Source organism: Nocardia blacklockiae (assembly GCF_015477355.1).
GTDB lineage: Bacteria > Actinomycetota > Actinomycetes > Mycobacteriales > Mycobacteriaceae > Nocardia > Nocardia blacklockiae.
On the sequence record NZ_JADLRJ010000001.1, the window covers coordinates 1199666 to 1221191 of the forward strand.

Genomic DNA, 21526 nt, shown 5'->3' on the forward strand with positions numbered 1-21526 from the left:
TTGCGCGGCGGGTGCGGAGCCTGCCGCGTTCAGCGCTGGTCGAAGGCGCGCAGGACTTCCTCGGCGGCCAGGGCCGGGGTGAGCGAACCGTCCCGCACGCCCTTCTCCACCTGGGCGCGAATCGATTTCACGGCCGGATTGTCGGCGAGGCGGCGCAGCAGCTGGTCGTGCACCATGGTCCAGGTCCAGTCGACCTGCTGGCGGCGGCGCTTCTCGGCGAACTCCCCCGCCTCGGTGAGCACCCTGCGGTGTTCCAGGACGGTGTCCCAGAACGTGTCCAGCCCGCTGCCGTTCAGCCCGCTCATGGTGAGAACCGGTGGGCGCCAGAGCGATTCGCGAGGATGGATGAGGCGCATGGCGCCCTGGAGTTCGCGGGCCGCCGACTTGGCCTCGAGTTCGTGGCGGCCGTCGGCCTTGTTGACCGCGACCAGGTCGGCCAGCTCCAGCACGCCCTTCTTGATGCCCTGCAACTGATCTCCGGTGCGGGCCAGAGTGAGGAAGCAGAACACGTCGACCATATTGGCGACCGTGACCTCCGACTGGCCGACGCCGACGGTCTCGACCAGGATCACGTCGTAGCCCGCGGCCTCCAGCAGCACGATGGTCTCGCGGGTCGCCTTCGCCACGCCCCCGAGCGTCCCCGCGGTCGGCGAGGGCCGGATGTAGGCGTCGCGCTGCACCGCCAGCCGGGCCATGCGGGTCTTGTCGCCGAGGATCGAGCCGCCGGTGCGCGTCGAGGACGGGTCCACGGCGAGCACCGCGACCCGGTGTCCCTGCCCGATCAGGTACATGCCGAGGGCGTCGATGAAGGTCGACTTGCCGACGCCAGGCACGCCGGTGATGCCCACCCGGTTCGATTCGATCCGGCCGACGTCGGGGGTGAGTTCCAGCAGCAGGCGCTGCGCGGCGTCGCGGTGGTCGGCCCGGGTGGACTCGACCAGTGTGATGGCGCGAGCCAGGCCCGCGCGCTCGCCCTCGCGCACGGACCGGGCCAGTTGTGCCACGTCGACCTCGCGCCGACGGCCCCCGCCGCCTCCCCCGGCGCGGGCGTCCGCGCGCACCGCCGGGGGCAGGCCGCGTTCGGTCGACAACGCCTGTGTCCCAGGGATGTTCACCGGTTCGGGGGTCCGCTCGCTCATTCGGCTCCGGTAACCGCGCCACCGCCGATCTCGTGGCCGAGTTCCGCGGCGAGCTTGTGCAACAGCCCGACCGCGGCGTCGGCGATCACGGTGCCCGGCGGGAAGATGGCCGCCGCGCCCGCTCGGTACAGCTCCTCGAAGTCGCCCGGCGGGATCACGCCGCCGACGATGACCATGATGTCGGGCCGCCCGACGTCCGCCAGCGCCTGCCGCAGGGCGGGCACCAGCGTGAGGTGGCCGGCCGCCAGCGACGACACGCCCACCACGTGCACGTCGTTGTCGGCCGCCTGGCGCGCCACCTCTTCCGGGGTCTGGAACAGCGGGCCCACGTCGACGTCGAAGCCGAGGTCGGCGAAGGCGGTGGCGATCACCTTCTGACCGCGGTCGTGCCCGTCCTGGCCCATCTTGGCCACCAGGATGCGCGGGCGGCGACCCTCGGCCTCGGCGAACTCCTCGACCAGTTCGATCGCCCTGCTGATGTTGGTCACCTTTCCGGCCTCCTCGCGGTAAACGCCTGAGAGAGTACGGATTTCGGCCTGGTGCCGCCCGTACACCCGCTCCAGCGCGTCGGAGATCTCGCCGACGGTGGCCTTGGCGCGGGCGGCGTCGATGGCGAGGGCGAGCAGGTTGTTGTCCATGCCGCCCTCCGACGACGCGGCGGCCCTGGTCAATTCGGCCAGCGCGCGCTCCACCTCGCCCTGGTCGCGCTCGGCGCGCAGGCGGCGCAGCTTCTCCGCCTGCTCGGCGCGCACCCGGGAGTTCTCGACCTTGAGGACCTCGATCTGCTGGTCCTCGTCGACCTGGTACTTGTTCACGCCGATGACCGGCTGCTGCCCGGTGTCGATGCGGGCCTGGGTGCGGGCGGCGGCCTCCTCGATGCGCAGCTTCGGGATGCCCTCGGAGATCGCCTGCGCCATCCCGCCGTGCGCCTCCACCTCGGCGATGTGCGCGCGGGCGCGCTCGGCGAGCTGGTGGGTCAGCCACTCCACGTAGTACGAGCCGCCCCACGGGTCGATCGGCCGGGTGGTGTTGGACTCCTGCTGGATCAGCAGCTGGGTGTTGCGGGCGATGCGGGCGGAGAAGTCCGTCGGCAGCGCCAGGGCCTCGTCGAGGGCGTTGGTGTGCAGCGACTGGGTGTGGCCCTGGGTCGCGGCCATCGCCTCCACGCAGGTCCGCGCCACGTTGTTGAACACGTCCTGCGCGGTCAGCGACCAGCCCGAGGTCTGCGAGTGGGTGCGCAGCGACAGCGACTTCTGGCTCTTCGGCTCGAACTTCGAGACCAGCTCGCTCCAGAGCAGCCGTCCCGCACGCAGTTTCGCGACCTCCATGAAGAAGTTCATGCCGATCGCCCAGAAGAACGACAGCCGCGGCGCGAACTGGTCGATCTCCATGCCCGCGTCCAGCCCGGCGCGAAGGTACTCCACACCGTCGGCGAGGGTGTAGGCCAGCTCCAAATCCGCTGTGGCCCCGGCCTCTTGGATGTGATAACCGGAGATGGAGATGGAGTTGAACTTCGGCATCCGTGCCGAGGTGTAGGCGAAGATGTCGGAGATGATCCGCATCGACGGCTTGGGCGGATAGATGTAGGTGTTGCGGACCATGAACTCCTTCAGAATGTCGTTCTGAATGGTTCCGGCCAGCTGTTCGGGTTTGACGCCCTGCTCCTCCGCCGCCACCACGTACAGCGCCAGGATGGGCAGCACCGCGCCGTTCATGGTCATCGACACCGAGACCTGGTCCAGCGGAATGTGATCGAACAGCTCGCGCATGTCCAGGATGGAGTCGATCGCCACGCCCGCCATGCCGACATCGCCGGTCACCCGCGGGTGGTCGGAGTCGTAGCCGCGGTGGGTGGCCAGGTCGAACGCCACCGACAGGCCCTTCTGGCCGGCGGCCAGGTTGCGCCGATAGAAGGCGTTGGAGTCCGCCGCGGTGGAGAAGCCCGCGTACTGGCGGATGGTCCACGGCTGGTTCACGTACATCGTCGGGTACGGCCCGCGCACGAACGGCGCGACGCCGGGCACCGAGTCCAGCGGATAACCCTCGGCGACGATGCGGTCGCGGTCGGCCTTGGTGAACACCGGCGGCACGTCGATGCCCTCGGGCGTCGACCACACCAGTTGTTCGGGCGCTTGGTGATTCGCGGCGGCCGCGGCTCGCACGAACTGCTCGACCTGCTCCTCGCCGACCCGCGCGGCGGTGTCGGCCGCGGCGGCGTCGTCGAGCGGCACGTCGGCGAAACTACCGATCACGTGTTCGGTCTCCCGTGTGGTCATCTACGCTCCCAGCTTCTCGAGCAGGCCGGACAGGGCCGCCACCGCGTCGATGCGCGCCGTCAGGAATCCGTCCGGCCGCTCCGTGCCGGACAATTCGGCTACTGCCTTCTCGGGACCGGCCAGCAGCACCGTGGCCGTGCCCGCGCTGCGCAGCTGCGCCACCGCGGCGCCGGCCTCCGCGGCGTAGCGGGCGTCGGTCCCGCACAGCACGGCGACCGTGGCGCCGGATTCCGTTGCGGCCGCGCCGATTCCGGCAATGTCCAGGGTACCGGGGTCGATCGCCTCGATACCGCCCGAGGCCAGCAGGTTCGCGGTGAAGGTGACCCGCACGTTGTGCTCGGCCACCGGGCCCAGCGGCACCAGCAGCGCGCGCGGCCGGGCGCCGTGCGCGGCGAGGTAGGCGTCGGATCGGTTGCGCAGCTCCTCGAACGCCGCGCCGTAGCGCGCGACCGGACCGGGCCGCCGGGCCGCCTCGGACAGCGGTTTCTCCGCGAGGTTGGGGAACTCGTTGACGCCGGTGACCGCCGTCTTCCGGTGCGCCACATCCTTTTCGCGCTGCGCGCGCACCGCGGCGATCCGCTCGGCGACCAGACCGGAGTCCAGGGCCGCGAGGTAGCCGCCGGCCCGCTCGATCTCCTGCATGAACTCCCACGCCCGCTGGGCCAGCCGGTCGGTGAGGCTCTCCACGTACCAGGAACCGGCGCCGGGGTCGCGCACGTGCCCCAGATGCGACTCCTCGAGCAGCAGCAGCTGGGTGTTGCGGGCCATCCGGGCCGAGAACGCCTGGGAGACATGGAGTTCGCCGGGCGGCAGCGCCGCGTCGAACGGCTGCACCGTGACGTAGTCGGCGCCGCCGACGCCCGCGCCGAAGGCGGCCAGCGTGGTGCGCAGCATGTTCACCCACGGGTCGCGCTGGGTCAGCATGGCCGCCGAGGTGACGGCGTACTGCGGTGCGCCGCCGAAGGCCGGGGCGCCCAGCTGGTGCGCCACCCGTGCCCACAATCGCCGCGCCGCACGGAATTTCGCGATGGTCTCGAACTGGTCGTCGGTGGCGGCGAACCGGAACAGCAGTTGACCCAGCGCGTCGGCGACGTCGACACCGGCGGCGGTGAGTGCCCGCAGGTACTCCAGCCCCGCCGCGATCGCCGCGCCGAGTTCCTGCGCGTCCGAGGCGCCCGCGTTGTGGAACGCGACGCCGCAGACGGTGATCGCGCGCACCGTCTCCGGCCGGGCGATCGACTCGCGCGCCAGCGTCACCGCGGTGTTTAGATCGGCGTGGGCGGTGCCGTTGAACCGGCTGGTCAGTGGCGTGACGCCGAGCGAGACCTGGATATCGGCCCGGTTCGGTTCGGCGACGCCCTCGATGTCGTAGTCGTCGAGGATCGAGAAGACCTGCGCCGCGGCGGCCGCGGCGTCGGGGCCCGCGTCCAGGATCAGCGGCGCGAGTTCGAACAGCAGCCCCCGCGTCGCCGTCCGGAGGTCGGCGACCGGGACGCCGCGCTCGCCCGCGCCGAGCCACACCGCGCCGACGCCGTTCTCGAGCGCCGCGAGGATCTCCCGGTTGGTCGCGGCGGCGTCGCTGCCGTCGAACCGCGCGGCCACATACCAGCCCCGGTGCACGTCGCGCGTCGCGTCGGCGCCGCGCACGAACGGGAACTCGCCGGGCAGCGGCTGCTCGGGGAGTTCGTCGCGGCGGGTGTAGAGCGGGGCGACCGTCAGCCCGTCGTAGGTCGTGACGTCGAGCAGCCGCTCGGGCTCGTCGCCCAGCTCGGCGGCCTCCACCCTGCGGGACTTGGCCAGCACACCGGCCACACCCTTGCGCCACGCGGCATATCCGGGCACCACCTCCGCGCCCGGACCCGAATCAATCGGCATCGCTGCAGTCCCTCTTCCACTCGATCCGCTACTTCAGCTGTACCGCAAACCTGGGCGCCTACCCAACCCTTCGCACCGACTTCGCAGCGCGCTGTGTGTCTGCTTCACTCCGTGCCGCGAGGCCGGTTCGGCCAGGTCAACCGGCCGTTAAGTTAACCGTCATTCAGCAGTGTGACTTCGATGCTAACCGCACGGGCGCGACGCCTTCGCAGAGCCACCCGCTACCGACGAGTAACCGGGAGCCACGGGCGCACCGGGTAGCCTGGCGCGGTGCTGAGGACAATCCGCAACCCGCGCGTGGCGGCGCTGCTGGCGCTCGGCGCGGCCCTGGTCGCGGTCGCGCTGCTGGCGCCGCACCCCGCGCCGCAGCAGATCCGCGACTGGGCCGATTCCGTCGGCCCGCTGTTCCCGCTGGTGTTCTTCGCGCTGCACGCGCTGGTCACGGTGGCACCCTTCCCCCGCACGGTCTTCACCCTCAGCGCCGGCCTGCTGTTCGGGCCGGTCCTCGGGATCGGCCTGGCGGTCGCCGCGACGACGGTGAGCGCCGCGCTGGCACTGCTGCTGGTACGGCTGCTCGACCGCGACCAGGTGGCCGCGCGACTCACGCATCCGGCCGTGCGGGCGGTGGACCGCCGGCTGGCGCGGCGCGGCTGGCTCGCGGTGGGCTCGCTGCGACTGATCGCACCCGTGCCGTTCTCGGTCATCAACTACTGCGCGGGCCTGTCCTCGATCCGGATGCTCCCGTATCTGCTGGCCACCGTCATCGGCATCCTGCCCGGCACGATCGGCGTGGTGGTCCTCGGCGACGCCCTCACCGGCCGCACCGAGCCCGGCCTGCTGGTGCTGTCGGGAGTGTGCATCGCGGTCGGCGTGATCGGACTGGTCGTCGACGCGCGCTGGGGCGCGGCGCAATTCGCGGATCCGGTGGTGGAAGAGGAAACCCCGGTCGCGCCCTGACCGCGCGGCCGGGGCTTCAGACCGAGCACTCCGGGCTTGCCGCCGACCGGTGCAGGCCGTGCGGCGGTGCGGAGAGCGCAGCGGCGTAGGCAATGCGGCGGCCGTGTAGGCAGTGCGGCGGCGGTGCAGAGAGCGCAGCCATGCAGGCAGTGCGGCGGCGGTGTGGCGCGAAAATTCGGATGCGGGGTGGGCGGTTGGTTGGGATCATGCGGCGTATGCCGTTGCTGCCGCAGCCGTCGCCGGAGGAGTTGCGTCGGGACCCGTTGCCGTTGCGGGGGCGCGCGGCGCTGGTTACCGGGGCCAGTCGGCGGGGCGGGATCGGGTATGCCGTGGCGCGGCGGCTGGCCGCGTACGGGGCCAGTGTCTATCTGCACCACCACGTTCCGCACGATGCGGAAATGCCTTGGGGAGCGGATGATGTCGCGGAGGTGGTGGCGGGGGCACGGGCCGCGCTCGGCGATCCGGACGCGCGGGTCGCCGCCGGACCGGGTGATCTGGCGGAGCCGCACACCCCCGCCCGGCTCGTCGCCGCGGCGTCCGAGGCGCTCGGCGGGCTCGACATCGTTGTCGCCAACCATGCGCTCAGTGGTCGCGACGGCACGCTCGCGGCCGTCGACGCCGCCATGCTCGACGCGCACTGGGCCGTCGACACGCGGTCGGTGATATTGCTGGTCCAGGCGTTCGCCGCCGGGCGCGGCGCGCGGCCGGGCGGGCGGGTCGTGATGATGACGTCCGGGCAGGACATCGCCGACGGGATGCCCGGGGAGGTGGCCTACGCGCTGCAGAAGGGCGCGCTCGCGTCGGTCACCCGCACGCTGGCGACTGCCCTGGCCGACCGGCGCATCACGGTGAACACCGTCAATCCGGGGCCGGTCGACACCGACTATCTGACCGGGGACGACTACGCGTACATCGCCGGCCGGTTCCCCGCGGGACGCTGGGGCATGCCCGACGATCCGGCGCGGCTCATCGCGTGGCTGGCCACCGACGAGGCCGAGTGGGTCACGGGCAATGTCGTGAACTCCGAAGGCGGGTTCCGCCGCTGGCCACCCGACGGGCTCGGGTAGGGGGCGGACACGACCCGGCCCCGCCGTCCGGAGGTCCGGTCGGCGGGGCCGTGGAAGTCTGTGTGGCCGTGGGCCTTACAGGGGCGGTGCCTTACAGGTAGGCGCCGCACACGGGCCAGGCGCCCGCGCCCTGGCCGGCGAGCACGTTCTCCGCGACGGCGATCTGCTCTTCGCGGCTGGCGTCGGCGGCGTTGCCGCTGCCGCCGTAGGCGTTCCAGGTGCTCTGGGTGAACTGCAGGCCGCCGTAGAAGCCGTTGCCCGTGTTGGCGCCCCAGTTGCCGCTGGCCTCGCACTGCGCGACGGCATCCCAGTCGTGGCCGCTCGCGGCGGACGCGGTGCCCGCCAGGCCGGCCGGGACGGCGACGAGAGCGCCGGCGACAGCGGCGAGACCGAGAACGCGGGAGCTGAACTTACGGTTACGAGACATGTAGTGGTTCCTGCCTGCGCCCAGCCGGCCCGGCGGTGGTGCGTACCGGGTCCCTGTCCCCAGTGGATGTCGGGGTCGAACTCGAATCGCGGGACAGGGTTGCCGGTGTTCGGCGATTCGAGCGTCAGCCCGTCGTTCCGGGCCGCAGCCGACGGTAACGAAGAAATCTCGACGGATCACGCTGCGATAACAACCGTAAAGTCTCGACCGATGAGTTAGACGTGCGGTATTTGTGCAGATGAAAACCGGAAAATGTATATTACATATACGTAGTTACCTGTTCGTTATGTGTTCGAGGTCACTGCGATTCTGTGCACCAGGTCACGTTTAGGGCAACGAATCGGCCTCATTCGAGGGGTGTAGTCCACGTCTCGAGGCGTTCGGTAACGATTCGGCGGCAGCGCCTCGGTAGCGGTCCACCTGCGCATAGCGGTCGAACGAGAGCCCGCTCGCCCCTCCCGGCAACCTTTCGGCCGCAGGCGCTCGACCCACTCGGAACCCGGTCTTCGATCGGCGGCCCGACCCGAATTATGCAATCGCTCCGGAGCGGAACAATGACGCTCTCCGAGAGCGCGCATCGGTATCGCGAGTCGTGGCGGCGGCGCGAAATTCATTGCGTAGCAGCGGCACCGCCTTTCCGATCACGCTGATCGAGATGCTGGGCAACGAACCGGCGGCGGGACAGGATCGCCCCGGACGGTCGCGGCCTCGGCACCCGAGCCACCCGCGGCCGTCCGAATTCGTTTCCGCAGGAAGGTGAATCGGGTGAACGGCGACCACGCGATCGGACGCGGCAGGGTCCGGCGGCTCGCGGCGCGGCTGCTGTCGCTGCTGGTGTTCGTGGCGGTCTGGTGGCTGATCGCCGCCGCGAAACTGGTGGATCCGCAGTTCCTGCCGGCGCCGAACACCGTGTGGGACGCCTTCGTTCGAGCCGACAGCTGGCACCGGATCGCGCCCGGGGTGCCGCGCGAGGTGCGCGGCGAACAGAACTACTTCCTCTGGGAGCATCTGGTCGCCAGCCTGCAGCGCATCGGGGCCGGCGCCGGGGCGGCCGTGCTGCTCGGCCCGCCGGTCGGATTCCTGCTCGGCACCTCGCGACGGCTCGCCGCCGTCGTCGAGCCGTACCTCAACTTCCTGCGCGCGTTGCCGCCGCTGGGCTATATCGGCCTGCTGATCGTCTGGTTCGGCATCGGCGACACCTCGAAGATCTGGCTGCTGTTCCTCGCCGCGTTCCCGCCCCTGGTGATCGCGACGATCGCGGGCGTGCACGGCGTCTCGGCCGACCGGGTGAACGCCGCGCGCTCGCTGGGCGCGAACCGCCGCCAGGTGGTCACCCGGGTGCTGTTGCCCGCGACGCTGCCGGAGGTGGTCGGCGGGGTCCGGGTCGCGGTCGGTTTCGCGTGGACGACGGTGGTGGCGGCCGAGCTCAACAACGGCATTCCCGGCATCGGCGGACTCGCCTATCTCGCGGGGCAGCGCCTGGACACCGCGCTCACCCTCGCCTGCATCATCGTCATCGGACTCACCGCGCTCGCCCTGGACGCGGCGATCACGGGCATCGGCGCCCTCGTCACGCCGTGGAAAGGCAAAGCATGAGAACGACATTCGCCGCCGTCTGCGCGGCACTGCTCGCGGTGGCCCTCACCGGCTGCGTGGAGTCCGGCCGGACCGACTCCTCGCGCTACACCGGCGAACAGGTCGCCTGCCCGGTCCCGGTCGACGAGTCGTTCACCGGCACCGTGCGCATCGGCTACCAGGACATCCCGAACGGGGATCTGCTCGTGAAGGACACCGGGCTGCTGAACACGTGCCTGCCGCACGGCACGTTCACCTGGTCGAAGTTCGCGTCGGGCGGCGACGTCATCCAGGCCTTCGGCGCCGGATCGCTCGACCTCGGCCTGCTCGGCAGCGCTCCGGCGGCCCGCGCGCTCTCGGCGCCGCTGCGCCAGGACGTGCGGGTGATCTGGATCCACGACGTCATCCAGGGCGCGGAATCCCTTGTCGCGCGGGATCCTTCGATCACGTCGGTGGCGGGGCTGAAGGGCCGGCGGATCGCGGTGCCGTTCGCCAGCACCGCGCACTACAGCCTGACCGGCGCGCTCGCGGCGGCCGGGCTCGAACGGGACGTGCAGCTGGTCAACCTCGCGCCCGACGCCATCCTCGGCGCGTGGAAGGGCGGGCAGATCGACGCCGCCTTCATCTGGGAGCCGACCCTGTCGCAGCTGCTGACCGACGGTCACGTGGTCACCTCCGCGGCACAGACCGCGGCCGCCGGCCGGCCCACCTACGACCTGGAGGGCGCCCGCGGCGAATTCGTCGCGGCCAACCCGAAATTCGTCGAGGTGTGGACGGCGGCGCAGAACTGGGCCGTCGGGCGGATCGCCACCGACCGCACGCTGGCGGCCACGCACCTCGCCGCCCAACTCGGCATCTCGGTCGACGCGGCCCGCACCCAGCTGGCGGGCTACGGCTACCTCGACGCCCGCACCCAGGCGAGCCCCGAGTATCTCGGCGGGCGGCTCGGGAACGATCTGCGCGGCACCGCGGAATTCCTGTTGAGCCAGGGCGAGATCCAGGGTGTGAGCGCGCCCGAGGCCTACACCGGCGCGGTGTATCCGGCGGCGGCCGCGGCGGTGGGCGCCAAGTGACCGCGGCCGTGGACCGGCGGGACCGGGTGGTGCTGACCGGCGTCTCGAAGACCTACGACACGGCGACCGGGCCGACCGTCGCCCTGGCGCCCACGGATCTCGTCATCGAACCGGGCGAGTTCGTCGGCGTGGTCGGACCGTCGGGGTGCGGCAAGTCGACGCTGTTGAATCTGCTCGCCGGGTTCGTGCCGCCCAGCGCGGGCGCGCTGACGGTCGGCGCGGACCCGGTCACCGGGCCCGGCGCGGAACGCGGCGTGGTGTTCCAGGCACCGACGCTGTATCCGTGGCTCTCGGTGCGCGGCAATGTCGAGTTCGGGCCGAAATGCCGGGGCGTGGGCCGCCGCGAGCGCCGCGCGGAGGCCGATCGGCTGCTGGCGCTGGTCGGTCTCGCGGAGTTCGCGGACAAACGGCCCTACGAGCTGTCCGGCGGGATGCAGCAGCGCGTCCAGATCGCGCGGGTGCTGGCCAACGACCCGCGCATCGTCCTGATGGACGAGCCGTACGGCGCGCTGGACCAGCTCACCCGCGAGCGGCTGCAGGTGGAGTTGCTGCGCCTGTGGCGGCGGGCCGGCAAGACCATCGTGTTCGTCACCCACTCGGTGGAGGAGGCGGTGTTCCTCTCGACCCGGGTCCTGGTGATGAGCGCGCGGCCCGGCCGCGTCCTCGTCGACCGCGCCATCACCCTGCCCGGCGACAGCGCCGACGGCGTGCGCGAGCGCACGGTGACCGCGACGCCCGAGTTCCAGGCCCTCAAAACCGAACTGGCACAAGCGATCTACGACGCCCACGCGTGACGCGGGCGCACCCGGCCGGTGCGCCGGTCGGCGGGTTCAGCCGAGCAGCGCCTCGACGGCGGTGCAGGACAGCAGTGCCGCGCCGAGTCCCGCGATCACGCTGACGACGACGTTCAGCGCGGCGTAGCGGTAGCTGCGTTCCTCCGCGAGCCGCACGGTCTCGTAGCTGAACGTGCTGTAGGTGGTGAGCGCGCCGCAGAAACCGGTGCCCAGCAACGCGAACACGGGCGCGGACACGGCCGCGCCGGCCAGCCCGCCGAGCACCAGGCAACCGGCCAGATTGACCAGGAATGTGCCCCACGGGAAGACGCTGTCGTGGCGGGACTGCACCGCGCGATCGGTGAGGTAGCGCAGCGGCGCGCCGACCGCCGCGCCGAGGACTATCAGCAGCACGGTCACGCGGCCGCCCGCCCCCGCCGGCGAGCGGCTTCGTGGACGGCGCGGGTGGCGCGCATGGCGACGAGCGTCGCGAGCAGCGCGCACACCAGCGTGCCCGCGAGATACGCGAACGACACGGCGACGGTCTCGGGCCGCAGCAGCGCGCGGGCTTCGTTGGCGTAGGTCGAGAACGTGGTGAACCCGCCGAGGACGCCGACGCCGAGGAACGGGCGGACCAGCGGATGCGCGGTGCGGATGTCGGTGACCACGACCATCAGCACACCGATCAGGAAGCAGCCGGTGACATTGGTGACGAAGGTGGCCCAGGGGAAGCCGCCCGCGGGCGTCGGCCACCACCGCGCCAGGCCGTAGCGCGCCAGCGCGCCGAGCGCGCCGCCGACGGCGATGACGAGCAGCACCGCGGCGGGCGAGCGGATCAGCTCTCGTCGCTGCGCGGGATGCCCGAGGTCGACATCCGGATCGATCGGCTCGGTTCGCCTACTGGTCACACACGTCTCCTACACGACGCGACCACACGGGTTTCCATCGGGTGGGGACTGTCGGCTCACGACAGCGCCACCACGGCCTCACCGCCGTCGGCGACGGGTAGCGGCCAGCGCTCGGCTCGGTCCAGCGGCGTCAGGTCGATAGCGCGCAGCTGCTCGCACACCGCGGCGCGGTAGGTGGTCGCGAAAAGGGCGTCCGGATGCAGGGCGGCGGCCTCGGCGAGCCAGCCGCTGGCCTGCCGGAGCACCTCGCTGGTGTCGATGTCGCCGTCGAGCAGCAGGCTGCCGTATTCGGGCGCGACGGCCATCGCCGAACCGAGGTGTTGCAGGCAGCGCGCCACGCCGAGCCGGTGATTCAGTTCGTCGTAGCGGGTCAGCGCCACCTGCCAGAACCGCAGCGCCCGCCGCGGCTCGCCGCGCACCCACCACAGCACGCCCATCATCTCGAAGGTGTGCGCGCGGCCCGAGGGATCGCGGCCGCCGCGGGTCAGCGACTCGGCCAGTTCGAGACGATTGCGCGCGGCCACCAGGCGGCCCTGCCGCAGATGCACGACCGCGAGATCGATGAGCGCGCACACCTCGCCCGCGACATCCGCGCGCGGCAGCCACCACCACGCCTTCTCCAGTTGGTCGACGACCTCGGCGAGCCCGGGGCGGCTCTGTTCGTCAACCGAAAGGTCTTGGTGCGCTTTGCGTTTCGGCCCGAGGCGGGCGGCGATCCAGTGTTCGGCCGCCTCGAGACGGCGTTCGACCGCGCTTTCCGGCACCCGCGCCGGTTCGGCCTCCTCCGGATGTTCGAGCCGCCGCAACGCGAGCCGGTGCGCGCGGCGGGCCTGGAGGCTGGTCGAGTAGCGGCGCGGCCGATAGCGCCGCACCGGCCGGCCGGGGTCGCCGGCGCGGATCCGGGCCAGCGCCCGCAGTTCGGGGTGGGTGTCGCCGAGCGGCGAATCCAGCACGGCGCGTACCGCGGCGGCGACGCCGTCGGTGTGCTCCGGCCAGCCGTTGTCGGCGTACCAGAGGTCCAGCGCGTCGGCGATGCGGGCCAGCGCGCCGACGTCGACCGTCGCGCGTAGGTCGTCCGGCAGGCCGCACTTTTCGGAGGCACCGGAAGCCGTTGCGTCGGTGGCGGTTTCGGGGGCGCAGGCCCGCACCAGTTCAGCCAGACGCGGCCACTCGTCGGTGAACCAGCGGCGCGCGCCGGTGCCGAGACGAGCCGAGTCGAGGGCGATCACCCAGCGCTGGACTCGGTCGGCGTAGTGCCGCAGCAGTGCCGGGACCATCGCCTGCCGCGCGGCGCGCCGCCAGACTCGTTCGGCCGCAGTGGGTTCCGGATGGTCGTGCGGTACGTCGGCGACGCGGAAGACGTCCGCGGTGCGGCGGGTCGCCTCCGCGGCGGCGGGCTCCGCGCGGCGGCGCAGCGCGGCGAAGCGGTCGTCGGTGCGGTGCACGAGAATGTCGTGGGCCATCAGCCGCCGGATCACCGCGTCCGCGGTGGGCCGGTCGTCCTCGGCGCGGCGGCGGTCCGCGGGCAGCAGGTCCGCCGCCGCCAGCATCGCGCCGACCACGTCGTAGAGGGCCGCGGATTCGTAGTCGGGCAGCGATAATTCGCGGAGCGCGGCCGCGACGACGACGTCCTCGAAGGTCAGCGACGGCCGCTGTCCCGGCCCGCGGAACGGCATCGGCTCGAGGCGCAGCGGGACCGGTGTCGCCGGTTCCACCAGCGTCGCGGTCAGATCCAGTTCCCGTGCGCGCCGAACCCGTTCGCGCATCTCGGCGACCCGGCTCCAGACCAGGTAGAGCGCCGCCAGCACGACGACGGCCACGACGATCCAGCGCAGCGCGCCGACGACGCGCGTCACCACCTCGTTCTCGCCGACCGCGCCCTCGAGCAGCTTGGCGACCACCTCGAGCATGATCGAGGACGCCACCACCCACGCGCTGCCCAGCAAGCCCTGCCAGACCGAGGATTTCGGCGTCGCGATCAGCGTCTCCACGGGTTCGGGCGGCGGCTGCCGCCGCGGCTCGCCGTGCGGTTCGGTCATCGCAGCACCCCGCCGGTGAGGCCGGGCACGAGGAATCGCCGCCAGGTGGCCAGCAGGAGCAGGGTGGGCGGCACGGCCGCCAGCAGCGCGCCCGCCGCGAGGTGGCTCGCGTTCTCGTTGAACTGCCGCGCCTCGCCCCACAGCAGCAGCGACCACGGGCTCACATCCGAGCCGCTGACCAGCAGGCCGACGAAGAAGTCGTTCCACACCTGCACCAGCTCCAGCACCGCCACCGCGCCCAGCGCCGGGCGCGCGGTGACCATCGCCCGCCACACCACCGTCCACGGCCCGACCAGCCCGTACAGGGCGTCGGCGGCCGCGCTGTCCGGGGGCGCCACCAGCGCGCCGCGCAGGATCAGCACCGCGATGGGCAGCCCGATCGCGGCGTGCACGACGATCAGCGCGGACACCGAAGACGCACTGAGACCGGAGTATTCGATGACCCGGCGGATCGGCCCGGCGTACATCTGCGCGGGCAGCACCGTGAACACCACCAGGAAGACCACCGCCACCTTCGACAGCACACTGTCCGACCGCAGGGCCGCCAGGTGGTGTGCGACCGGGATGGCCGCCGCCAGCACCAGCAGCGTCGCCCACAGCGCGACCCACCCCGTGTTCGCCATGCCTTGCAGCAGTTCGGTGTCGCGCCACACCGCGCCGGCGCCGTTGAAGCCGGGGCCGTCCGCGCCGGTCCACCCGAACACCGCCAGGGCGATCAGCGGCCACACCGCCAGCAGCGAGACCGCCGCGACCCGCAGCACGCCGAGCGCCACCGGCGGCACCCGCCGCAGCCCCGATACCTCGGCGGCCGTCCACCGCCGCGGCACGGTCTCGCGGGCCGGCCGGCGCGCCCAGCCGGTGCGGTGGCGGCGCACATTCGTCTGCAGCACGTACGCGGCCAAGCCGACCAGCACCGCCAGCGGCAGCGAATAGGCCGCCGCCACACCGGGATCCAGGCCGTCGTCGCCGATCAGGCGCCACCAGTGCACGGTGGCGCTGTCGAGGGAGTACTGCAAGGACCCGGGCACGGCGATCAGCACCACGTCGAACACCCGCGCCGCCGCCACCGCGACCACCAGGCCGAGCACCAGGAACACCGGCCGCACGAGAACGAAAAGCCTGCGCCGGGAAGGCAGTTCGGCGCGGCGCAGCGCCCACGACCGCCGCTGCCGCCGGGCCGCGAGCCAGGCGCGACGCAGCGTCCCGCTCCCGCCCATCCGCCGCAGCAGCGCATGCGCCGCGGCGAAACGCGGGAACGGGGACTCGCGACGGGGACCGCGCGCGGGCGGATCGCGGTGATACACGTAGTCCCGGCGCACCGGATCCGCCTCGATGGCCGCCACCGCGGCCCGGAACAGCGCGAACAGCACACCCAGCCAGCTCCACGCAAACACGGCGAGCAGCAGCCCGAACAGCCACAGCTGCTGGCCGAACACGCTGTCGAACGGCAACCGGCGCTGCGGGTACTCGAACACCAGCCGCAGCGCCACCCCCGCCGCGAACGCCGAGATCCCGAACGGCAGGATCAGCGGCTGCCACGGCCACCACACCCGGCGCCCGAGCCGGGCGAATTCCAGTGCCGCGCCGAGGATTCCGGTGGCGCACAGCACCCACACCAAGGTGCGGGCGTAGGCGCCGCGGCCCTCCGCGCCGAGCGACACCGCGATCGCCCACCCGGCGAGCACCAGGGTCACCGCGGCGGCCAGCGCCAGCAGGGTGCGCGCGGCGGCGGCGCGAGACCCGTTGCGGGGCAAGAGGATATCGCGCAGCGGCAGCGCCGCCCGGTCTCCCCGCGACCGCCGCAGCTCGCGCCACAGCGTGCGCATCCGATCGTCCGTGCGGCACACCGTGCGCAGCACCACCGCAGCCACGACGAACAGCGCGCAGGCCAGCACCATCCCCGGCCGCACCCGCGCCGCCGACCACACCGTCGTCGCCGCCGGGCCGACCAGCAGCACGGCCACCAGGGCCGCGGCCGGCAGCTGCAGCACCCACGGCACCCAGCGGCGCGGGTGGCTGCCGACGACCAGCGGCCCGGCCATCCGCCGCGTCGCCAGCTCCAGGTCGAGTCCGTTGGCGTAGAGCCGATGCGCGGGCATCACGACCTCCGCTCGAACGCGTCGAGCGCGGCGACGGCACGGCCGACCGCGGCGTCCAGCCGGTCGAGGCGGCCGTCGCCGACCGACACCAGGAAATCGGTGAGCACCCGCCACAGCCCGTTGCGCTGCCCGGCCTCGCCGATCAGGTCGGCCAGGTCGAAATCGGTCCACGAGTTCAGCTGCGCGGCAACCGCTTCCGGCATGTGCGGGTAGGCGGGCGGGGTGCGCAGGCTGGGCGGGAGGAAGCCGCCGAAGCTGTCGATCCACGGTTGCGCGGCGGCGGGGTCGGCCAGCTTCGCCACGGCGGAGTCGACGGCCGGCCGGGGATCGCCCGTGATCACCAGGACGTCGCCGCCGCCGATCCGCGGCTGAAAACCGCTCGCGCCCGCGGGGAATCGCGTGACCCCGACCGCATCGTCGGGCCGGTGCGCGCGGCGCAGGCTGCTGCGCACGATCGCCTCGGCGAAATCGGGGGCCACCACGATCGCCGCGTCGCGCAGTTCGAACACCTGCCGCACCGCGTCGGGGTACTGCCGGGTGAGCGCGCCGGGAACGCCGCCCGGGAAGGCGTCCGGCTGGCCCCACAGCTCGCCCAGGCGGAACAGCGCCGCGCGCACTTCGTCGACTTTCCAATCCCGTCGCAACCCGGCGGCCTCGGCATCGGCGAGTTTACGGTAGCCCTCGGGAGATTCGGCGTACAGCATGTCGGCGAACATGTCCGCCAGCACCCAGCCGTCGGCGGCCCCGAGCGCCAGGGGACGGCGTCCGCGGCTCGCCAGTTCACGCAGGCGGTCCGGCCATTCGGCCAGTATCCAGTCCTGCGGGTCGTCGCGCGGGCCGTCACCGCCGAAGGCGTACCGGTCGTACCAGACCAGCGACTTGTTCGCCGATTTGAACGGGACCGCGTACGGGATTCCGTTCTCCCACAGCAGAGTTCGCCACACATCGGGATATCGGGGCCCGGCCGCGTCGGTCCACAGCGCCGCCGGGACCGGCCGCAGCCCCTTGCCCGCCAGCTCGCGGACCCGGCCGACGTGCGGAAGCATCACCAGATCCGGCTTCGTGCGGCCGCGGGCCGCCAGCGCGGTATCGATGTCGTCGCCGAGCGGCAGCACGTCCACCGTGCCGTCCAGGCCCGCGCCGCGCAGCACGGCACGGAAGGCCGCGAGCTCGGATCCGCTCCAGGGCACCGCGATTCGCACCGCGTCCGCATCGCCCAGCAGCACGCCCGGTGCGCAGCCCGCCAGCACCGGGGCGAGCAGGCCCGCCTGGAGTACCGCTCGTCGCCTCACCATCGTCCCCCCGGGTACCGCGTCGTTGCAGTCGGATCGAGTCAGCTCCTGGGGCCGGTGTCACGCACCGGCCACCCGGAACATCGTCGTCTCCGCCGCGCCGTTAACGGCCCTGCGGATACTCCGGCGGCTGCCACGGCCGGTTCTCGCCCGTGCCGGGCTGGTAGGGCTGCTGGGTCGGCTGCGGCTGCGGCGCGGCCGGCTGCTCGGGCTGATAGGCCGACCGGCCGCCGCCGATCGCCCCGGGCGACGGCACACCGCGCGAGGGCACCTGCGGCACCGGCGATTCCACCGGGGTGGCCGCGGCGGCCTCGGCGGCGCGCACGGCCCGCTCCGCGGCCGGGTCGGTCTTCACGTCGAACCAGTCGGCGACCTCGTCGGAGTCGTCCTCCGGGCGCGGGCCGGGCTCCCCGTCGGGGGACGGCTCGTAGCGGAACACGCCGTCCTCGCCCTGGCTGCCGAAATTGCGCGCGAACCCCTCGAGGGCCTTGCCGAAATCGCTGGGCACCATCCAGACCTTGTTCGCGTCGCCCTTGGCGACCAGCGGCAGGGTCTGCATGTACTGGTAGGCAAGCAGTTCCGGGGTGGGCTTGCCGGATTTGATTGCCGCGAAGACCTTCTCGATCGCCTTCGCTTGGCCCTGCGCCTGCAGGTAGGCGGCGGCGCGCTCACCCTGGGCGCGCAGGATGCGGCTCTGCCGGTCACCCTCCGCGCCCAGGATGGCCGACTGCTTGGAACCCTCGGCCGCCAGGATCTGCGCCTGCTTGGCGCCCTCGGCGGACTTGATCTGGGCCTCCCGGTTACCTTCCGCGGTGAGGATCATCGCGCGCTTCTCGCGGTCGGCCTTCATCTGCTTCTCCATCGACTCCTGGATCGACGGCGGCGGATCGATGGCCTTCAGCTCCACGCGCGCCACCCGCAGGCCCCAGCGTCCGGTGGCCTCGTCGAGCACGCCGCGCAGCTGCGAGTTGATCTGGTCGCGGGAGGTCAGGGTCTCCTCCAGGGTCATGCCGCCGACCACGTTGCGCAGCGTGGTGATGGTCAGCTGCTCGACCGCGGCGATGTAGTTGCTGATCTCGTAGACCGCCGCCTGCGGGCTGGTGACCTGGAAGTACACCACCGAGTCGATCTGGACGGTCAGGTTGTCCTGGGTGATGACCGGCTGCGGCGGGAAGGAGACGACGCGCTCGCGCAGGTCCACCTTCGCGCGGACGCGGTCGGCGAAGGGCACCAGGAACGTCAGCTGGCCGGAGACCGTGCGGGAGTACCGGCCCAATCTCTCGATGACGGCGGCCTCCGCCTGCGGCACCAGCGCGATCGACTTGAACACCACGACCACGACCAGCAGGACGAGGACGACGGCGACGATCAGTACAGCCATTAAGGCCCCTTCCACACGACGGCGTGCGCGCCGTCGATCTTCATGACGTAGACGGTTTCACCCTCGGCGTACTCCTCGCCCGGGTCGAGCGGGCGCGCGCTCCACACCTCGCCGCCGATCTTGACCTGCCCCGTGTGCTCGTTCACCGGCGCGAGCACGCGCGCGGTCTTGCCCGGCAGGGCGTCCACGTTCGTCGGGGTGGGCGGTGGAGTCGCGAAGCGCCGCAACAGCATCGGACGCACCAGCAGGACCAGGGCCAGCGAGCTGATGCCGAACACCACGGCATCGACGATCAGCGAGGTGTGTGCCAGCCCGGACACGCCCGCCGTCGCGAGCGCGGCGGCGCCCAGCATGAGCAGCGTGAAATCACCGGTGAGCATTTCGGCCGCCGCGAGCAGGATCCCCGCGACCAGCCACACTATTGCGGCCACGTCCTCACTCTAGTGGGCGCCACCGCGCGATGAGGGATACACACGCAACATCCGGCCGGGCGAGTTGCGCCGGTAGCCGGGGAACCGCGGGGCTTCGCAACGGAATCGGCACCCGACCGGTACGGTGTTGTGATCCGCCTCGGCCCGTCGCCGCCGGGAAGCGAACCATCCCAGGTATTTTCGAGCGCGTGAGTGCGCGGAACTACGGGGACATCTTCGGCGGGCACCCCCGCAAGGAGAAGCGGGCGGTGCCGCGGGTCGCGGCCGAGCGGGACCTCGTCGTCGAGGACGCCGCGTCCGGATTCTGCGGTGCCGTGGTCGGATTCGACCGCAGCTACGACGGCGAGTTCGTGAAACTCGAGGACCGGCACGGAAAAGTGCGGCTGTTCGCGTTGCGCGAGGCCGCCTTCCTCATCGACGGCGAGCCGGTGACGCTTATCCGCCCGGCGGCCGCGGCCCCGGCCCGGCCGACGCGCTCGGCGTCGGGATCCACCCGCGTCGAGGGTCTGCGGGCGCGGGTGGCGCGGACGAGCCGGATCTGGGTCGAGGGCGTGCACGACGCCGCGTTGGTCGAGCGGGTGTGGGGGCACGACCTGCGCGTCGAGGGCGTGGTGGTCGAGCATCTCGAGGGCCTGGACAACCTGGCCGAGCGGCTGGCCGAGTTCGAGCCGGGGCCGGGCCGCCGCGTGGGCGTGCTCGTGGACCACCTCGTCACCGGGTCCAAGGAGACCGGCCTGACCACCGGGCTCGGGCCGCACGTGCTCGTCACCGGACATCCGTTCATCGATGTCTGGCAGGCCGTGCGGCCCGCCGCCGTGGGGATCCGGGCCTGGCCCGAGGTGCCGCGCGGCGAGGACTGGAAGACCGGCGTGTGCCGCCGCCTGGGGTGGGGCACACCCCAGGACGGCTGGCGCCGGGTCTACAACGCCGTCGACACCTTCCGCGATCTGGAGGCGCCCCTGATCGGCGCGGTCGAACGCCTCATCGACTTCGTCACCGAACCCGGCGCGGCGTGACCGGCCGCCCGCTCACGCCGGGGCGGGGGTGAACACCATGAAGCGGTTGCCGTCGGCGTCGAGCAGGTGGGCGAAGGTGAGGCCGTCGGGGGTGGTGACGGCCGGGACGAGAACCTTGGCGCCGAGGTCGAGCGCGCGGGTGGTGGTGGCCGCCACGTCGCGCACGACCACGCAGAACACGGCGTGGGGCGTGTCGGACTCGTCCAGGTGGGCGATGCCGCCGCTGGGGATCCGCGAGTCGGCGTAGCTCACCAGGTCGTAGCCCTCGCCGCTGCCCGGGTCGGTGCGGAAGGTCCAGCCGAACAGCTCGCCGTAGAAGCGCTGGGCGGCGGCCGGGTCGGCGGTGCCCACCTGGAACCAGGCCACGGTGTCGAAAGCGGGGGTCATGCTGTTGTCTCCTCTGGTCGGGCGCGGCCGGGGCGGCCGTGCCCGACCAGCGTCGGACACCGTGGCGACAACCCTATGTCGGTGTTTTCTCGAGAGTCAGCGTGCGCACCACGCGGTCCGGCGGCACGTCGCAGCGTTCGTAGGCGGGCCTGGTCACGGTGAGGAAATCGGTGAGTTCGGCGGCCCGGATCCGGTCCAGCCGGAACACCCGGCTCTCCTCCCGCAGCCGGCACCACCCGATCAGGTACCAGCCCTCGCCGCCGCACATCAGCGACGACGGTTCGACCGCGCGCGCCGAGACCGCGCCGAACCGGTCGACATACGACATCTCGATCAACCGGCGGCGCTGCAGCGCCAGCTGGACCAGTCCGGCGAACGGGGCGCTGGGCGGCTCCCCCTCCGGCTCCACCACCCGCACCTGCGCCGCGAGTTCCCTTGCGGCACCGGCGGACTCGTCGGAGAGCGCGGCGAGGATCCGGGCCAGCGCGGTGCGGCCCGCGGCGTCGAACGGCGTGCCGCGCATGCGCTGCAGCGCCACCCCCACCGCGACCACCTCGGCCGGGGTGAAGTTCAACGGCGGCAACGACATCCGCTTGTCCAGGGCGTAGCCGCCGGTGCGGCCGACATCGGCGAGGATGGGCACCCCGGACTGCTGCAACGCCGCGATGTCGCGCTCGATGGTGCGCACGCTCACCTCGTACCGGGCCGCCAGCTCGCGCGCGCTGCGCCGCCGCGGGGCCACCGCCCGCAGGTCCTCCACCAGTGCGTACAGTCGATCGGTGCGGTTCATCGGCCCCTCCGGTCAGCTCGG

Annotated in this window: 18 protein-coding genes and 1 pseudogene; 6 read left to right on the forward strand and 13 right to left on the reverse strand. The window is 72.3% G+C overall.

Annotated elements, in window-relative coordinates; all coding sequences use genetic code 11:
* Nucleotides 1–29 precede the first annotated feature (29 nt).
* From meaB to IU476_RS05295, 3 genes are read right to left on the reverse strand one after another with little or no spacing between them, the layout of a single operon-like run.
* Nucleotides 30–1139, reverse strand: coding sequence for a methylmalonyl Co-A mutase-associated GTPase MeaB (gene meaB / locus IU476_RS05285; protein ID WP_195097038.1), 1110 nt, complete (start codon nt 1137–1139; stop codon nt 30–32).
* Nucleotides 1136–3415, reverse strand: coding sequence for a methylmalonyl-CoA mutase (gene scpA, locus IU476_RS05290; RefSeq protein ID WP_195097039.1), 2280 nt, complete (start codon nt 3413–3415; stop codon nt 1136–1138). The genes meaB and scpA overlap by 4 nt, the downstream gene beginning before the upstream one ends.
* Nucleotides 3416–5290 (reverse strand): methylmalonyl-CoA mutase family protein, encoded by a 1875-nt coding sequence (locus tag IU476_RS05295; RefSeq protein WP_195097041.1) that lies wholly within the window; start codon nt 5288–5290, stop codon nt 3416–3418.
* 270 nt (nt 5291–5560) lie between these two features.
* Between IU476_RS05295 and IU476_RS05300 the strand changes: the two genes are divergently transcribed.
* Entirely contained in the window at nt 5561–6247 is a 687-nt protein-coding gene (locus IU476_RS05300) for a TVP38/TMEM64 family protein (protein ID WP_195097043.1), read from the forward strand.
* A 215-nt stretch (nt 6248–6462) separates the two neighbouring features.
* On the forward strand, nt 6463–7314 hold the full coding sequence (locus IU476_RS05305) for an SDR family oxidoreductase (protein WP_195097045.1): 852 nt from the start codon (nt 6463–6465) through the stop codon (nt 7312–7314).
* Nucleotides 7315–7408: 94 nt separating this feature from the next.
* Here the strand turns inward: IU476_RS05305 and IU476_RS05310 are convergent.
* Nucleotides 7409–7741, reverse strand: a pseudogene (locus tag IU476_RS05310) (transglycosylase family protein); the annotation flags it as partial.
* A gap of 765 nt (nt 7742–8506) precedes the next feature.
* On the opposite strand from IU476_RS05310, the gene IU476_RS05315 reads away from it, so the two are divergent.
* The 3 genes from IU476_RS05315 to IU476_RS05325 are packed head-to-tail and all read left to right on the forward strand — an operon-like array spanning nt 8507 to nt 11183.
* A complete protein-coding gene (locus IU476_RS05315; RefSeq protein ID WP_324193877.1) occupies nt 8507–9337 on the forward strand; it encodes an ABC transporter permease in 831 nt (276 codons plus the stop codon).
* Nucleotides 9334–10389 carry a taurine ABC transporter substrate-binding protein gene (locus IU476_RS05320; RefSeq protein WP_195097049.1) on the forward strand — a complete coding sequence of 352 codons (1056 nt, stop codon included), beginning with the start codon at nt 9334–9336 and terminating at the stop codon, nt 10387–10389. Before IU476_RS05315 ends, IU476_RS05320 begins: the two co-directional genes overlap by 4 nt.
* Nucleotides 10386–11183 carry an ABC transporter ATP-binding protein gene (locus IU476_RS05325; protein ID WP_324193878.1) on the forward strand — a complete coding sequence of 266 codons (798 nt, stop codon included), beginning with the start codon at nt 10386–10388 and terminating at the stop codon, nt 11181–11183. Before IU476_RS05320 ends, IU476_RS05325 begins: the two co-directional genes overlap by 4 nt.
* A gap of 36 nt (nt 11184–11219) precedes the next feature.
* On the opposite strand, the gene crcB is transcribed toward IU476_RS05325, so the two are convergent.
* The 7 genes from crcB to IU476_RS05360 all read right to left on the reverse strand — a co-directional run bounded on the left by crcB (nt 11220) and on the right by IU476_RS05360 (nt 19312).
* On the reverse strand, nt 11220–11582 hold the full coding sequence (crcB, locus tag IU476_RS05330; protein ID WP_195097051.1) for a fluoride efflux transporter CrcB: 363 nt from the start codon (nt 11580–11582) through the stop codon (nt 11220–11222).
* Nucleotides 11579–12070 carry a fluoride efflux transporter FluC gene (locus IU476_RS05335; RefSeq protein ID WP_195097053.1) on the reverse strand — a complete coding sequence of 164 codons (492 nt, stop codon included), beginning with the start codon at nt 12068–12070 and terminating at the stop codon, nt 11579–11581. Before IU476_RS05335 ends, crcB begins: the two co-directional genes overlap by 4 nt.
* Nucleotides 12071–12126: 56 nt before the next feature.
* The gene (locus IU476_RS05340) at nt 12127–14109 is read right to left on the reverse strand and encodes a hypothetical protein (RefSeq protein ID WP_195097055.1); all 1983 of its coding nucleotides are present in this window, start codon (nt 14107–14109) and stop codon (nt 12127–12129) included.
* Nucleotides 14106–16208: an ABC transporter permease family protein gene (locus IU476_RS05345; protein WP_195097057.1), complete on the reverse strand. Its 2103-nt coding sequence runs from the start codon at nt 16206–16208 to the stop codon at nt 14106–14108. Before IU476_RS05345 ends, IU476_RS05340 begins: the two co-directional genes overlap by 4 nt.
* A complete protein-coding gene (locus IU476_RS05350; RefSeq protein ID WP_195097059.1) occupies nt 16208–17503 on the reverse strand; it encodes an ABC transporter substrate-binding protein in 1296 nt (431 codons plus the stop codon). The genes IU476_RS05345 and IU476_RS05350 overlap by 1 nt, the downstream gene beginning before the upstream one ends.
* Before the next feature lie 100 nt (nt 17504–17603).
* The gene (locus IU476_RS05355; protein ID WP_195097061.1) at nt 17604–18881 is read right to left on the reverse strand and encodes an SPFH domain-containing protein; all 1278 of its coding nucleotides are present in this window, start codon (nt 18879–18881) and stop codon (nt 17604–17606) included.
* On the reverse strand, nt 18881–19312 hold the full coding sequence (locus tag IU476_RS05360; protein WP_195097063.1) for an NfeD family protein: 432 nt from the start codon (nt 19310–19312) through the stop codon (nt 18881–18883). Before IU476_RS05360 ends, IU476_RS05355 begins: the two co-directional genes overlap by 1 nt.
* A gap of 188 nt (nt 19313–19500) precedes the next feature.
* Between IU476_RS05360 and IU476_RS05365 the strand changes: the two genes are divergently transcribed.
* On the forward strand, nt 19501–20328 hold the full coding sequence (locus tag IU476_RS05365; protein ID WP_324193879.1) for a DUF3097 domain-containing protein: 828 nt from the start codon (nt 19501–19503) through the stop codon (nt 20326–20328).
* A 12-nt stretch (nt 20329–20340) separates the two neighbouring features.
* Here the strand turns inward: IU476_RS05365 and IU476_RS05370 are convergent, their stop codons facing one another.
* On the reverse strand, nt 20341–20715 hold the full coding sequence (locus tag IU476_RS05370) for a VOC family protein (RefSeq protein WP_195097067.1): 375 nt from the start codon (nt 20713–20715) through the stop codon (nt 20341–20343).
* A 73-nt stretch (nt 20716–20788) separates the two neighbouring features.
* A complete protein-coding gene (locus tag IU476_RS05375) occupies nt 20789–21505 on the reverse strand; it encodes a helix-turn-helix transcriptional regulator (RefSeq protein ID WP_195097069.1) in 717 nt (238 codons plus the stop codon).
* Between the last annotated feature and the right edge of the window lie 21 nt (nt 21506–21526).